General features: G+C 66.0%; 16 protein-coding genes. 8 read left to right on the forward strand and 8 right to left on the reverse strand.

Annotated features, from left to right (window positions below; translation table 11 throughout):
• Window positions 1-2: 2 nt before the first annotated feature.
• Window positions 3-401 carry a TIGR02588 family protein gene (locus tag ACFOWB_RS26105; protein WP_261404359.1) on the reverse strand — a complete coding sequence of 133 codons (399 nt, stop codon included), beginning with the start codon at window positions 399-401 and terminating at the stop codon, window positions 3-5.
• Window positions 401-1258 carry a TIGR02587 family membrane protein gene (locus ACFOWB_RS26110; RefSeq protein WP_261404358.1) on the reverse strand — a complete coding sequence of 286 codons (858 nt, stop codon included), beginning with the start codon at window positions 1256-1258 and terminating at the stop codon, window positions 401-403. The genes ACFOWB_RS26105 and ACFOWB_RS26110 overlap by 1 nt, the downstream gene beginning before the upstream one ends.
• Window positions 1259-1318: 60 nt before the next feature.
• On the opposite strand from ACFOWB_RS26110, the gene folB reads away from it, so the two are divergent.
• The 6 genes from folB (at window position 1319) to ACFOWB_RS26140 (ending at window position 9010) form a co-directional block, all read left to right on the forward strand.
• The gene (gene folB / locus ACFOWB_RS26115; RefSeq protein WP_261404357.1) at window positions 1319-1786 is read left to right on the forward strand and encodes a dihydroneopterin aldolase; all 468 of its coding nucleotides are present in this window, start codon (window positions 1319-1321) and stop codon (window positions 1784-1786) included.
• Window positions 1787-1855: 69 nt separating this feature from the next.
• Entirely contained in the window at window positions 1856-2389 is a 534-nt protein-coding gene (locus ACFOWB_RS26120; protein ID WP_261404356.1) for a (2Fe-2S)-binding protein, read from the forward strand.
• A complete protein-coding gene (locus ACFOWB_RS26125; RefSeq protein ID WP_261404355.1) occupies window positions 2386-3402 on the forward strand; it encodes an FAD binding domain-containing protein in 1017 nt (338 codons plus the stop codon). The genes ACFOWB_RS26120 and ACFOWB_RS26125 overlap by 4 nt, the downstream gene beginning before the upstream one ends.
• A gap of 14 nt (window positions 3403-3416) precedes the next feature.
• Window positions 3417-5651 carry a xanthine dehydrogenase family protein molybdopterin-binding subunit gene (locus ACFOWB_RS26130; protein WP_261404354.1) on the forward strand — a complete coding sequence of 745 codons (2235 nt, stop codon included), beginning with the start codon at window positions 3417-3419 and terminating at the stop codon, window positions 5649-5651.
• 105 nt (window positions 5652-5756) lie between these two features.
• Window positions 5757-7424 carry an alpha-amylase family protein gene (locus ACFOWB_RS26135; protein WP_261404353.1) on the forward strand — a complete coding sequence of 556 codons (1668 nt, stop codon included), beginning with the start codon at window positions 5757-5759 and terminating at the stop codon, window positions 7422-7424.
• Complete coding sequence (locus tag ACFOWB_RS26140; RefSeq protein ID WP_261404352.1) at window positions 7421-9010, forward strand: alpha-amylase family glycosyl hydrolase; 1590 nt, start codon at window positions 7421-7423, stop codon at window positions 9008-9010. Before ACFOWB_RS26135 ends, ACFOWB_RS26140 begins: the two co-directional genes overlap by 4 nt.
• Before the next feature lie 111 nt (window positions 9011-9121).
• Here the strand turns inward: ACFOWB_RS26140 and ACFOWB_RS26145 are convergent, their stop codons facing one another.
• Window positions 9122-9406 (reverse strand): hypothetical protein, encoded by a 285-nt coding sequence (locus ACFOWB_RS26145; protein WP_378150297.1) that lies wholly within the window; start codon window positions 9404-9406, stop codon window positions 9122-9124.
• Between the two features lie 66 nt (window positions 9407-9472).
• Complete coding sequence (locus tag ACFOWB_RS26150) at window positions 9473-9778, reverse strand: DUF4440 domain-containing protein (protein WP_261404350.1); 306 nt, start codon at window positions 9776-9778, stop codon at window positions 9473-9475.
• A gap of 188 nt (window positions 9779-9966) precedes the next feature.
• On the opposite strand from ACFOWB_RS26150, the gene ACFOWB_RS26155 reads away from it, so the two are divergent.
• Both ACFOWB_RS26155 and ACFOWB_RS26160 read left to right on the forward strand, forming a co-directional pair.
• A complete protein-coding gene (locus ACFOWB_RS26155) occupies window positions 9967-10209 on the forward strand; it encodes a hypothetical protein (protein WP_378150299.1) in 243 nt (80 codons plus the stop codon).
• Between the two features lie 54 nt (window positions 10210-10263).
• Window positions 10264-10857: an exopolysaccharide biosynthesis protein gene (locus ACFOWB_RS26160; RefSeq protein WP_261405662.1), complete on the forward strand. Its 594-nt coding sequence runs from the start codon at window positions 10264-10266 to the stop codon at window positions 10855-10857.
• 30 nt (window positions 10858-10887) lie between these two features.
• Here the strand turns inward: ACFOWB_RS26160 and ACFOWB_RS26165 are convergent, their stop codons facing one another.
• From ACFOWB_RS26165 to ACFOWB_RS26180, 4 genes are read right to left on the reverse strand one after another with little or no spacing between them, the layout of a single operon-like run.
• Window positions 10888-11634, reverse strand: coding sequence for a molybdopterin-dependent oxidoreductase (locus ACFOWB_RS26165; protein WP_378150301.1), 747 nt, complete (start codon window positions 11632-11634; stop codon window positions 10888-10890).
• On the reverse strand, window positions 11631-12323 hold the full coding sequence (locus tag ACFOWB_RS26170) for a cytochrome b/b6 domain-containing protein (RefSeq protein ID WP_261404349.1): 693 nt from the start codon (window positions 12321-12323) through the stop codon (window positions 11631-11633). Before ACFOWB_RS26170 ends, ACFOWB_RS26165 begins: the two co-directional genes overlap by 4 nt.
• 4 nt (window positions 12324-12327) lie before the next feature.
• The gene (locus tag ACFOWB_RS26175) at window positions 12328-13152 is read right to left on the reverse strand and encodes a glycosyltransferase family 2 protein (RefSeq protein WP_261404348.1); all 825 of its coding nucleotides are present in this window, start codon (window positions 13150-13152) and stop codon (window positions 12328-12330) included.
• The gene (locus ACFOWB_RS26180) at window positions 13149-13691 is read right to left on the reverse strand and encodes a class I SAM-dependent DNA methyltransferase (protein ID WP_261404347.1); all 543 of its coding nucleotides are present in this window, start codon (window positions 13689-13691) and stop codon (window positions 13149-13151) included. The genes ACFOWB_RS26175 and ACFOWB_RS26180 overlap by 4 nt, the downstream gene beginning before the upstream one ends.
• Window positions 13692-13717: the final 26 nt, after the last annotated feature.

Here is a 13717-nt window from a genome sequence, read left to right on the forward strand (position 1 = left end):
GCTCAGGGCTTCCGGTACGACGTCGCCGCGATCTCCAGCGTGGCCGACGCCGGGTCGCGCTTCAGGATGACGCCAGCGCCCCGATCAGACTTCCGCGCGATGTAGTCGAGCGTCGTCTCGGCGCGTTCGATCACCCGGTCGCCATCTGTCAGCGTCGCGGCCACCACGACCTCTGCGGCGGTCGAGGGCCCGCGGTTCTCGGTCATGAATCGGACGACATAGCCGCCTTCGGTCGGGGTGACGTCGAGCACCTTCACAACGAGCACGGGCGCGCCTTCGTGATAGGTCAGCGCCTCGTGGGTCAGCACGCCGAGCACCGCGACCACGATCGCCGCGCCGAGCGCGCCCACGATCCATTCGAGGCGGCCCACCTCGCGCCGCGCAGGCTGCTTGGCGGCCATCAGCTCTGTCCTCCCACGATGAGCCGAGCGAACGCCGCGCCCATCGCGGCCGGGAAGCCGAGCACGATGACCAGGCGAAGCGCCGCCGACGCGCCAAGATCGTCGAGACGTCCGAAGATCCAGAGCATCGCGGCCGAGACCAGCAGCGCGATGGCGTAGCCCGGCAGGCTGTTGCGAACGAAGACGCTCCAGAAGCTGTAGTCGTCGGGCCTCGTCGCGCTCTGTCCTTCGAACCCGACCGAGTAGACGATCGCGTGCATCATCGCGATCGAGACGAGGACGAGCGCGATCGCGTGCCACGGCGTCATCGAGGCCGAGATGAAGTCGATCTCCTCGGTGGGCGCGATGTTGAACGACAGGAACACGGCCCCGCTCGCGACGAAGAGCAGCGATCCGCCATAGCCCGCCTGCTTGTTGCGGCTGTCGTCGGCCTCGTCCGACTGCCCCAGCTGCCCTTGCGCGATCACGGCCCCGAAACTCGCCGGCACGGTCTGGATGACGATCGCGCCCAAGACCTCGTCGAAGGAGAGGTGCGGCCCGATAAGCCCGAACAGCGACAGAACGATCGCAGAGGTGACGAAGCCGACCGCGATCGCCACGAAAGCGTCGCGCAGGTCGTCGACCCAGGTCTCGGTCTCCTCGAAGCCGATGTAGTGCGACAGCCCGACGAGCAGCGGCACGATCGCGACGAGCAGAAGCGCCAGCCGTGGGCGGTCCATGCTCGCGCCGAGCGACCACATCTCCATGGTCATTAAGACGGGCAGGGCAAACACGATCGAGCCGCCGGCGGCGCGACCAAGCCCGACCAGGAAGCCCTTTTCGATCTCGCGCATGCGCGCCGCGGTACGGGCGGTCATCGGTGAACGCGGTTCTTGCGCATGCGGGTGTGCGTTCCAAGGGCCGAGATGGCCTGACCGGTGCAACTGGCGCGCTGGATCCGCGGCGCCAGCGGGGCGCGCGCCATGATCGATTTCCCCGCCCGCGCGTTGGACCTAAAAACAACGAGGAGTCGTCGCGTGGACAAAGTGGTGCTGAAGGACCTGTCGATCTTCGCCCGTCACGGGCTGTTCGACGCCGAGGCGGAGCTCGGACAGCGCTTTTTCATCGACGTCGAGATCGGAGCGGACTTGTCGGTCGCGGAGGAACGCGACGACGCCGACGGCACGATCGACTGGGCGGACCTCGTCGAGACCGTCACGAAGGCCTTCACCGAGCGCCGCTACAAGCTGGTCGAGGCGGCGGCCAACGCGGTCGCGGCGGCGGTGTTTGTGAAGTTCCGGATCGCGCAACGTGTGCGGGTCGAGATCCGCAAGCCGTCTGCGCCCATCGAGGCGATCTTTTCTCACACCGCGATTATCGTGGAGCGGGAACGTCCCCGGTTTTGAATTGTTCTGATCCCAAGACGCTTCGCGCACTCGATGGAGGGCGTGACAACCAGTTTTGGGAGATGTCCCTTGGCGCAAGACGCGCGCTCCGCTTCGGAGCCCGTCGCCGTCACCTTGTCGGTGAACGGCGAGACCCATTCCGTCGAGATCCCGCCCTCGGCGACGCTGCTCGACGTGCTCCGCGAGCGGCTGCATCTCACCGGCTCGAAGAAGGGATGTGACCAGGGCCAGTGCGGCGCCTGCACGGTGCTGGTCGACGGCAGGCGAGTGAATTCCTGCCTGCAGCTCGCCGTCATGAACGACGGTCGCGAGATCACGACGATCGAGGGCCTCGGAAGGCCCGAAGAGCTGCATCCGCTGCAGGCCGCCTTCGTGGCGCATGACGCCTTCCAGTGCGGCTACTGCACGCCGGGCCAGATCTGTTCGGCGGTCGGGATGCTGGACGAGGGCCACGCCCATGGACCGGAGGAAATCCGCGAGCTGATGAGCGGCAATCTCTGCCGCTGCGGCGCCTACACCAATATCGTCGAAGCGATCGAAGAGGTGCGGAGCGCGCGTGAGGCCCCGACGCTGAAGACGCCCAAGCTGGAGGCCGCGGAATGATGAACTTCAGCTACACCCGCGCCACCACCGTCGGCGACGCCATTCAGGCGGTGGCGGGCGATCCGCAGGCGCGTTTCATCGCGGGCGGCACCAATCTCGTCGACCTGATGAAGTACGATGTCGAGCGCCCGGGGCGTCTCGTCGACATCACGCGGCTGCCGCTCAAAGCTATCGAGCAGACCGCCGACGGCGGCCTGAAGATCGGCGCGCTCGTGCCGAATTCGGACCTCGCCTATGACGCGCGGATCGAGCGGGACTATCCGCTGCTCGCGAGCGCCATTCTGGCCGGCGCCTCCGCCCAGCTCAGGAACGCCGCCACCACCGGGGGGAACCTGCTTCAGCGCACGCGCTGCTACTATTTTTACGACGCTGGCGTTCCCTGCAACAAACGCGAGCCGGGTTCGGGCTGCCCTGCCAAGACAGGCGTCAACCGCATCCATGCGATCCTCGGCGCGAGCGACGCCTGCATCGCCACCCATCCGTCCGACATGTGCGTCGCGCTCGCGGCGCTCGGCGCGACGGTCCATGTCGAGGGGCCGGACGGCGCCCGGGTAATCGCGTTCGAGGACTTCCATCGCCTGCCCGGCGATACGCCGGAAAAAGACAACACGCTCGCCCACGGCGAGATGGTTACGGCGGTCGAACTGCCGGCCCCACGCTTTGGCCAGAACCATACCTATCTCAAGCTTCGCGACCGGCTGTCCTACGCCTTTGCGCTGGTCTCGGTCGCGGCCGCCATCGAGCTCGACGGCGACGTGGTCAGCGAGGCGCGCATCGCGCTCGGCGGCGTCGCGCACAAGCCTTGGCGCGTTCCCGAGGCCGAGGCGTTGCTGAAGGGCAAGCTGCCGTCCTCCGGCGCATTCGAGGAGGCGGCCGACCGCCTGCTGAAGGGCGCGGTCGGCCATGGCGAGAACGACTTCAAGATCGAGCTCGCCCGCCGCGCCGTCGTCCGCGCGCTGTCCCAGGCCGCCGCCGGGACGCCGCAGGTCCAGTCCAACAAGATCGTCAACTGAAGGGACGTCAGCCCATGTCGAACGTCCATCCCTATGTCGGCCGCGCTCACCCGCGCGTGGACGGCGCGCTTAAAGTGACGGGCCGCGCGAAATACGCCGCCGAGTTCTTCGCCGACGGCATGGTCTACGCCGCGGCCGTGCCGTCGACGATCGCCAAGGGCCGCATCGTCAGCATCGATCTGTCGACCGCGAAGGGCGCGCCCGGCGTCATCGACATCCTGACGCATGAGAACCGCCCGGAGCTGCCGGATAGCGACAAGCCCTATCTCAATGACATGGTGGCGGTGCCCGGCAGCCCGTTCCGCCCGCTTTACAACGACCGCATCTTCTACAGCGGCCAGGCGATCGCTCTGGTCGTCGCCGACACCCACGAAAACGCGCGCCACGCGGCCTCGCTCGTGACCGCGACCTACGAGGCCAAGAGGCCGACGGTCGACGTCGCGGAGGCGCGCCACGAGGCCTACGACACGTTCGAGCCCCGTGACGGCATTCCGCCGCCGCCGCCCCCGCGCGGCGACGCCGAAGCGACTTTCAAGGGTTCTGACATCAAGCTGAGCGAGAGCTACCGGGTCGCGCCCGAGCATCACAATCCCATGGAGCTGATGGCGACGACCGTCGTCTGGGAAGGCGACGGCGCGCTGACGATACACACCAAGACCCAAGGGGTGAACAACCCGAAGATGTACATCTGCGCGGTACTAGGCCTCGATCCGGACAAGGTGCGGGTGACCTCGCCCTTCGTGGGCGGGGCCTTCGGCATGGCGCTCCGGCCGCATTACGACCTGCTGCTCGCGACCATGGCGGCATTGAAGCACGAGCGATCGGTCCGGCTCGTGCTGACCCGCGGCCAGATGTACACGATGGGCTGGCGCCCCGACACGCTGCAGACGGTCTCGCTGTCAGCGCAGGACGACGGAACGCTGACGTCGATCGCACATCACGCCATCCAGGCGACGTCGCGCTACGAGGACTATCAGGAGCCGACTGTGAACTGGTCGGGCCTGCTCTACGCCTGCCCGAACGTCACCCTGAAATACGAGCTCGCCAAGATCGACGTCTCGACGCCGTCCGACATGCGCGCGCCGGGCGCCGCGCTCGGCCTCTACGCGCTCGAGGTCGCGATGGACGAGATGTCCTACCGGCTCGGCATGAATCCGCTCGAGCTAAGGCTGAAGAACTACGCCGAGAAGGACCAGAACGACGACAAGCCGTTCTCGTCCAAGGAGCTGAAGGCGGCCTACGAAAAGGGCGCAGAGCGGTTCGGCTGGTCTAACCGCTCACCCGAGCCGCGTTCGATGCGGGACGGCAAGGAGCTTGTCGGCCTCGGCATGGCGACCGGCTGCTGGGAGGCGATGATGATGCCGCATTCCGCGTGCGCCACGCTCTCCGCCGACGGCAAGCTCAAGGTCGCGTGCGGCACGGCAGACATCGGCACCGGAACCTACACGATCCTCGCGCAGATCGCCGCGGACGCCTTCGATCTCGACATCGAGGACGTCACCACGGAAGTCGGCGACACCGACCTGCCGATGGCGCCGCCCGAGGGCGGATCCTGGGGCGCGGCCTCGGCTGGCAACGCCGTTCGGGTCGCGTGCGCGGAGTTGAAGAAAGAGCTGCTGACGCTCGCGCGCGGCATCGACGACTCACCGCTCGCAAACGCCAGCCTCGACCATGTCGCGTTTTCGAACGGCCGCATATCGCTGGTCTCGGATGGCGAGCGGTCGGTGTCCTACGCCGATGCGATCGCGGCTTCGGGCGGCGGCGAGGTGAAGGCCGAAGGATCGTTCGCGCCGGATGAAGAGTTCGCGGAGAAGTTCGCGGCCTTTACGCATTCGGCGGTGTTCGCCGAGGTGCGCGTCGACGAGCAGCTTGGCGTCGTGCGGGTGACCCACATCGTCAGCGCGATCGCTGCCGGCAAGATCCTGAACCTCGCCACCGCCCGCAGCCAGATTCTTGGCGGCGTGGTGATGGGGATGGGCATGGCGCTTCATGAAGAGACCATGTGGGACAAGACGCTCGGCCGGGTCGTGAACGCCAATCTCGGCGAGTACCACATGCCGGCCCACGCCGACGTTCAGAACATCGACGTCATCTTCGTCGAGGAGGACGACAAGGCCAATCCGCTAGGCATCAAGGGTCTCGGCGAGATCGGCATCGTGGGCGCGGCCGCCGCGATCGCGAACGCGGTGTTCCACGCGACCGGCAAGCGCGTTCGCGAGCTGCCGATCACGATCGACAAGCTGCTCTGATCGCATCGGGATAAAAACTCAGGCGGCGATACGCCCGGCCGGATGAGGAACGTCCGGCCGCGCTCCACGTTCGGCCCATCGAGGGCGCTGAGCGGGAGGCGGCGGTTGATCACCGATCTCTGGTACAAGAACGCGATCGTCTACTGCGTGGCGGTCGAGAGCTTCATGGACTCCGACGGCGACGGCGTCGGCGACTTCCGCGGGCTCACCCGGCGGCTAGATTATCTGCATGGCCTGGGCGTCACAGCGATCTGGCTGATGCCGTTCCAGACCTCGCCCGGCCGCGACGACGGCTACGACGTCTCCGACTACTACAATGTCGACGAACGCTTCGGGACGCTCGGCGATTTCGTCGAGTTCACCCATGGCTGCAAGCAGCGCGGCATGCGGGTGCTGATCGACCTCGTGGTCAACCACACCTCCGACGAGCACCCCTGGTTCAAGTCCGCACGCTCGGACCCGAAGTCGCCCTATCGCGACTGGTACGTCTGGTCGAAGAAGAAGCCCAAGAACGCCGACAAGGGCATGGTGTTTCCGGGCGTCCAGACCACGACCTGGACCTATGACGAGGCCGCCAAGGCCTACTATTTCCACCGCTTCTACGATTTCCAGCCCGACCTCAACACGGCGAGCCCGCTCGTGCAGGCGGAGCTCCTGAAGATCATGGGCTTCTGGATCCAGCTCGGCGTGTCGGGCTTTCGGATGGACGCGGTTCCGTTCGTGATCGCCGAGAAAGGACCGGACGTCGGGCTCGAACCGCCGTCCGACTTCTCGATGCTGCGCTCGTTCCGCGAATTCCTGCAGTGGCGCAAGGGCGACAGCATCATCCTCGGCGAGGCCAACATCGTCCCGAAGGAGGCGATGAAATACTTCGGCGACGACGGCGACCGCCTGCAGATGATGTTCAACTTCCACGTCAACCAGCGCCTGTTCTATGCGCTCGCCTCCGGCGACAGCGGCCCGCTCGCCAAGGGCCTGAACGAAACGAAGACCGCCTATCCCACCGCCCAGTGGGGCCTCTTCCTGCGCAACCACGACGAACTCGACCTTGGACGGCTGGAGCCCGAGCAGCGCCAAAAAGTGTTCGACGAGTTCGGGCCCGAAAAGGCGATGCAACTCTACGACCGCGGCATCCGCCGTCGTCTCGCCCCGATGCTGAAGGCGGACCGGCGGCGGCTCGAACTCGCCTACAGCCTGATGTTCACGCTGCCCGGCACGCCGGTGATGCGATATGGCGACGAGATCGCCATGGGCGACGACCTCAAGCTCCCGGAGCGCTACTGCGCCCGCACGCCCATGCAGTGGAGCAACCGCAAGAACGGCGGTTTCTCGACCGCGGAGAAGACCTATCTGCCGGCGATCTCGGGCGGCGCCTTCGGCTTCGAGACCGTCAACGTCGCCGACCAGCGTCGCGACCCGCAATCGGTGTTCAACTGGATGGAGCGCATCATCCGCATGCGCCAGGAGGTTCCGGAGATCGGCTGGGGCGAATACCGCGTGTTGCCGGTCAAGGATCCAGCCATCCTCGCGCTGCGCTACGAATGGCGCGGCAATGTCGTGGTGTTCCTGCACAATTTCGACGTCGAGCCGAAGGAGGTGGCGTTCCGCGCGGAGGGGACCGACGACGAGCCAGCGACGCTCTCCAACTTGCTCGACGAGAACCACAGCGACCCGGGACCGGACGGTCGTCACCACGTCGTGCTGGAGGGCTACGGCTACCGTTGGTTCCGCCTCGGTGGCCTCGACGACATCCTGAAGCGGAGCGAGGCTTGAGCGATCATCGTTGGTGGCAGCGCGGCGTCGTCTACCAGATCTATCCGCGCTCGTTCCAGGACACCAACGGCGACGGGATCGGCGATCTCGAGGGCGTGCGCCGGCGGCTCGACCACCTCGTCACGCTCGGCGTCGACGCCGTCTGGCTGTCGCCCATTTTCCCATCCCCGATGGCCGACTTCGGCTACGACGTCGCCGACTATCGCGGGATCGACCCGATCTTCGGGACGCTTGAGGATTTCGACCGGCTGATCACCGACGTTCATGCGCGCGGGCTGAAGCTCATTCTCGACTTCGTGCCGAACCACTCTTCGGATCAGCACCCCTGGTTCGTCGAAAGCCAATCGGGCCGATCGTCGGCGAAGCGCGACTGGTACATCTGGCGCGACCCGTCGCCGGAGGGCGGCCCACCCAACAACTGGATGAGCAACTTCGGGGGCCCGGCCTGGACGCTCGACGCGGCGAGCGGCCAATACTACCACCACGCCTTCCTTACCGAGCAGCCGGATCTCAACTGGCGGAACTCGGACGTGCGGGCAGCGATGGCCGACGTGCTGCGGTTCTGGATGGCGCGCGGCGTCGACGGCTTCCGCGTCGACGTGATCTGGCACCTCATCAAGGACGATGCGTTCCGCGACAATCCGCCAAACCCGGCCTGGGCCGAGGGCGCGCCGGACATCGGCCGTTACCTTCAGGCGTTCTCCGCCGACCAGCCCGGCGTTCACGACGTGGTCGCCGAACTCCGTTCCGTGGTCGACGAATTCGACGACCGGGTGCTGATCGGCGAGATCTACCTGCCCGTCGAGAAGCTCGTGACCTATTACGGCGTCGACCTTCTCGGCGCGCACCTGCCGTTCAACTTCCACCTCATCCTGACGCCGTGGAACGCGCGCGCGATCGATACGCTGATCCGATCCTACGAGGCGGCGCTGCCGCCCGGCGGCTGGCCGAACTGGGTGCTCGGCAACCACGACCAACGCCGCGTGGCGAGCCGGATCGGCGTCGCTCAAGCCCGCGTCGCCGCCATGCTGCTGCTTACGCTGCGCGGCACGCCGACGCTCTATTACGGCGACGAGCTCGGCATGACGGACGTTCACGTGCCGCACAAATTGGCTCAGGACCCGTGGGAACTGAACGAGCCGGGCAATGGCCGTGACCCGGCCCGCACGCCGATGCCATGGGACGGTAGGGTTGGCGGCGGGTTCACGGACGGCGCGCCATGGCTTCCGCTCGGCGACCTGAGCGAGCGCAACGTCGCGGCCGAACTGAGCGATCCTCGATCGATGTTGTCGCTGCAACGCGCCTTGCTCGCGCTCCGCCGCCGGGAGCCAGCGCTTGCAACCGGCTTCTGGTCTTCAATCTATACAAGCGGCGATGTGCTCGCCTACGGGCGCGGCGTCAATCCGGACGCGCGCGACTTCCTAGTTGCGCTTAATATCTCTGACGGACCTTCGATAGTTCAACTCGGCGAAGCACCGCTCAAAGTCGTCATTTCGACCCATCTCGATCGCGACGTCTCGGAGATCGCGGGCGCGATCGTGCTGAGAGCAAACGAGGGGCTGATCGTCCGCGCTACGTCTCGCTGAAGCAAAATTTGGCACGCGTAAGAGTGCCCTGCCTGACGAGCGCTGGAAGCCGCGCGTAATGGCTGTCAAGCTTCGGAGCCACGCGGCGCGGTCGCGGCCCACCTTCACTCGCTATCCGCCCGTCGCATCTTGATCGCCGGCGTCCGGAAGCGTGCCGGCTCCCGGCGTCGCCTCGTAGTTGGTGTTCTTGGGTTCAGCGTGGGGACCTTCGGGACGCTTTTCGTGCTGACTGTCTGATTTCGAGTCGGGCTCGTCGTCGTGCTTATCCTTTTCAGCCTGGTCCTTCGCAGCGGCTTTCTCTCCGCCGCCCACTTCGACGCCGGCTTTGGCGTCGGGCTTGGCGGTCGTCGTGCCGTAGGTCGAACGATCATCCTTGTCCAAAATGCGCTCCCTCACTGCTTATCCTCGATGCTTCCGAGCTTGGGCGGCAGCGTCTGCTGGTGCTGGACGACGCGCCATTCCTCATGGTCGAGGGCGACGCAGCGTCGACGTGCAGTGAGCCTCGTAGCTTTCGTCGTTACTTTTGGCATGGGCGTCGTAAGCGATGACGATCAGGCCTTCCTGCGGTCGCGCGATCTGGCCGTTGGAAAGCTCGACGCTGTCCCATCGCGGCGTATTGGAGACGGCCTCAATCGCCTGCGTTCCGTTCATCACGAAGGGTGGCTTCGGCAGGACCATCAGGCATTCGTCGTCGACGAGCTCACGATAACGATCCGCTCCCCCGGTCCACAGGCTCTTCTCGAATTCCCAGACCCGATGGTCTTCCATGGCGTTCATCCTCCCACTGGCCGCTCGCGCTTTTCGCGTTAGCCTTTCAGTCCAAGCGTATGGCGAGCGGCATCGTTCCAAGTCGAGGATCGGGGAGGACGAGACACCTGAGTGACAAGCACCCAGAGACGCCTGACGGCCGGTACTTCGTTGTCCGCGGTCGGCTCTGGAGGAAGAGCGATCCAGCATTGTCCGAGGCCGATCGTGCCGAGCACGTCTCGGCGCTGATGGCGGCGCGGCGTGCAGTGCGGGCGGCGAAAGGAGACGCGGACGCTCTTGCTGGGGCTCGCGCCGAAGTGGACGCAGCCAAGCGCGCGCTTGGCGAGCGGGGACCGGTGTGGTGGACCGATGGCGCGCCGGACTATGGTCGCCATCTCGCGCGCAACACGCCCTACGCGAAATGGTTCGACAGCCTACAAGGCGAAGACTGACCGACCTTTGCGGCGCTGGCCCGGAACGGGGGCGGTGACAGCCCGTTGATCCAGGTGCCAGACGCTCCTTCAAAAGTCGCCGACATCCTGGATCGCCTCGACGACGCCGCTGACGACGGCTCGAGCGTCAGTCTCGGCGCCATCGTGGATGCGTTCGGCGCGCGTGGCTACGGTCCATTCCTGATCGCGCCGGCGTTGCTCGTGCTGACGCCGCTTGGAGCGATCCCCGCTGTTCCGTCGCTGCTGGCCGCGCTTATCGCCCTGTTTTCGATCCAGATGACTTTGGGTCGAGACCAGATGTGGCTGCCGGAACGCGTCAAGAAATGGTCTGTGTCACGGGAGAAAGTGGACGCCTCTACGGACAAACTGAGGCCGATCGCGGATCGACTGGACCGGTTGTTTCATGGTCGGCTCGAGTGGCTCACCGAAGGCCCGGCGGTTCGCATCGCGGCCACGGCATGCGCGCTGCTGGCGCTCACCGTGCCGCCTCTCGAACTGCTGCCATTTGCGAGCGCTGCTCCAATGGCCGCGATCGCGGCCTTCGGCCTCGCCCTGACAGTCAAGGATGGCGCGCTGATGCTGGTCGCCATCGGATTGATGATCGCCGCGGTGGCGGTTGGCCTGGGGTTCGCCGCGACGCCTGGCTGACCGAACCCTTCGAAAAGACATCCAAGGACTTCAGATCCCAGCGTACCAAGAAAACCCGAGTTCCGAGAGCATGCTTCCGCGGCCCGCTCCGAGTCCGTCGACGGCCGCGACAGCCTCGATGCTTGTCAGGTACTTCAAAGACTTATAGCCCAGCTGCCGCTCGACCCTAAGCCGGACTGGGGCGCCATGCGCGACCGGAAGGTCGCGTCCGTTCATGCCGTAGGCGAGGATCGTCTGTGGGTGAAGGGCGTCGAAAAGATCGTAGCTGTCCCACCAGCCATCGACCGATCGGACGACGATGAAGCGGGCTTCGCGCTTCAGGCCGACTGACGCCAGAAGATGGGACAGCTGGACGCCGGTCCACCCGCCGATCGCCGACCAGCCCTGCTCGCAGGAGTGAAGCGTAATCTGGGTGCGCGCGGGCATGGCGCGCAAGTCGACAAGCGACACAGACGACGGCCGCTCGACCAGCCCGCTGACGCGCAAGCGCCAGTCGGCGAAGCCCTGGGCTTTTGAGCGTTGGTAGTCCGAACTGTCCGGATTGGTGGTGTTGATCGTGGGAAAGACGTCCGAGATCGCGTCCGGCCCGAACTGTCGCGCCAACGGCTGGTTGCGCAACAAAAAACGCTGGGTGGCGAAGGTCAGCGTGTCCGATAGGCCGTAGACGCCGCCTCTACTCGGTCCGCCTTCGAGGAGATCGCAGCCACCGACTAGGCCGGCGGCGCCGATCGCCGAACCGCCGACGAGGAGCCGACGGCGGCTGAACGAGGTGGTCATGGTCGACGGTCTCCTCGTCCCGTCAGCATTCCGCGGATCAGGGCTTTAGGATCGTTGGCCAAGACCTGCCAGACATGGACGACGACGAACGCCAGCAGGACGCAGGCGCTCAGAAAATGGATCGTCCGCGCCGACTGCCGGCCGCCGAACATCCAGAACAGCTCGGGATAGGCCGCTGTCACACCCGGCGACATGGTCAGCCCCGTAAGGACCATGAGCGGCGCGAGAATGACGATGACGGCGAGGTAGGCGAGCTTCTGCAGAACGTTGTAGCGACGGTCGTTCGCGTTCTCTAAGCGCGAGCCGCCGAAGCGCAGGTGAGCTCGCGCTTCGGAGAGGATGTGGCCTGGCCGCAATTGGTCTCGTTCGGGAAGAAGGCGACCGCGGAGCCGACCGCCGAAAACGCTGGCGACCAGATAGACCGCTCCGGCAATCACCAGAATCCAGGCCGACAGGAAATGGAGGTTCCGGCCCCAGCCTGTCTGCTCGGTGTTGGTCGGCAGGGGCAGCACAATCCAGCCGGGCGATGCGTTCGAGCCAGTCTCGCCCCAGAACAGGCGAGGGAGCGCCAACAGGATCGCGATGCCGCTGACGACGAGCGCGAAGAAGGCCGCAGCGCCAACCCAATGCGTGATGCGCACCCACGCCGGGTGACCCGGATGCTGTGTGTGGATCCGCGCCTCGGTCATCTGGTCAAGCGCTCGTGGCGGACAGCGCCGGTGACATCGAGACTGAGCTTCTGTCGGAGGAGAAGGCGATCTGGCCCTCAGCCTCGAAGGCATTCAGCCAGCCCTCCATCGGCCACCAGCCCCATTTCCGGCGGAAGACCTGTGCGTTCCGGACAATGTCCCCAAGATGCTCTACGGGAGGGTCGCTGACCGGATGGTGCTGGTGGAACACGACGTCGCCGCCAGTGAATAGAAGAGGGACGTCCAGCTGCTTCGCGCGAAAACCGAAATCGGTGTCCTCGCCGCCATAACCGGTGAAGGCCTCGTCAAAACCTCCGATCCGGTCGAACGTCGTTCGCCTGACGCCGAACGCCAGAGACCAGAACAGCCCGTAGTTCGTTTCTCGCAGGAGGCCGGCGTCGGGAAACACGCGCGCGGGATGAGGTCGACCGGCCGCGACGAGCTCGGCTTCGGTCCACGCGCCGCGCGCGTCTTCCGGACCGAGATAGAGCGCCTGCGGACAGACCAGCCCATCGACCTTGTCGAGGGCGCTTTCGATCAGCTCGAGCAGAGCGCGGGACGGGATGCAGTCGGCGTCCAGAAACAGCAGACGATCGCCGCCCGCCGATCGGGCGGCGAGGTTGCGGGCCGTGGCGAGCGGGAGACGCTCGCCCCTCAGCGCGATCCGTCGGATCGGAAACGGGGCGCCGGGGATCGGCGGCGGGGCGTCATTCATATCGACCAGGACGAGCTCGGCCGGAAGCGGTCGGCAACGTTTCAGGCCCTCGACAAGCTGGTGAAGATGAGCGGTCCGACCTCGTGCGAGCGTCAACACGCTGACGCCGGTCATGGCGCGCGCTCCCAGATGTCCAGACGATAGCTCTCGGTCCGTTCGGCTCCGACCGACCATATGAAGGGCGTCGCCGCTTGCGCGAGCTTCCCGACGGCCTCATCGCCGGTCTGCGGATAGTCGGTAGCTCCGGTCCAATGGACCAGGAGCACCCTGCCGTTTTTGGCCAGCGCTTCCGACATCCAGTGGCCGGCCGCGTTCAGATCCCGGTCGCTCCAGTAGTAGGCGACCTCGGAGACGATGATCAGATCGAACTCACCGGGGGGCGCTTGCTCGGGGAATGTCATCTGCCCGAACCGGATGCCTGCCAGATCGGCGCAGCGGCGGCGCGCGCTCGCAAGCGCTGAGGCGCTGACGTCGACCGCGATCAGCTCATCGACGCGGGGCGCGAGCCGGCTCGTCAAAACGCCGTTGGCGCAGCCGATCTCCAGCCCGCGGCGGAACCGACGGTTTTCAAACGCCGCGATCGTGCGATCGTATTTGGCGCGTTCGTAGGCGCTGCTCTCGAACCGCCATGGGTCGGGATCGGCCGCAAACATGTTCTCGAAGTAGGACGGTGGCAGCG

Source organism: Chenggangzhangella methanolivorans (assembly GCF_042648545.1).
Taxonomy (GTDB): domain Bacteria; phylum Pseudomonadota; class Alphaproteobacteria; order Rhizobiales; family Methylopilaceae; genus Methylopila; species Methylopila methanolivorans.

Coding starts and splice junctions, on each gene's coding strand:
- ACFOWB_RS26105 (WP_261404359.1), bottom strand. CDS start 401: ATGGCCGCCAAGCAGCCTGCGCGGCGCGAGGTGGGCCGCCTCGAATGG.
- ACFOWB_RS26110 (WP_261404358.1), bottom strand. CDS start 1,258: ATGACCGCCCGTACCGCGGCGCGCATGCGCGAGATCGAAAAGGGCTTC.
- ACFOWB_RS26125 (WP_261404355.1), top strand. CDS start 2,386: ATGATGAACTTCAGCTACACCCGCGCCACCACCGTCGGCGACGCCATT.
- ACFOWB_RS26130 (WP_261404354.1), top strand. CDS start 3,417: ATGTCGAACGTCCATCCCTATGTCGGCCGCGCTCACCCGCGCGTGGAC.
- ACFOWB_RS26150 (WP_261404350.1), bottom strand. CDS start 9,778: ATGGAAGACCATCGGGTCTGGGAATTCGAGAAGAGCCTGTGGACCGGG.
- ACFOWB_RS26165 (WP_378150301.1), bottom strand. CDS start 11,634: ATGACCACCTCGTTCAGCCGCCGTCGGCTCCTCGTCGGCGGTTCGGCG.
- ACFOWB_RS26170 (WP_261404349.1), bottom strand. CDS start 12,323: ATGACCGAGGCGCGGATCCACACACAGCATCCGGGTCACCCGGCGTGG.
- ACFOWB_RS26175 (WP_261404348.1), bottom strand. CDS start 13,152: ATGACCGGCGTCAGCGTGTTGACGCTCGCACGAGGTCGGACCGCTCAT.
- ACFOWB_RS26180 (WP_261404347.1), bottom strand. CDS start 13,691: ATGTTTGCGGCCGATCCCGACCCATGGCGGTTCGAGAGCAGCGCCTAC.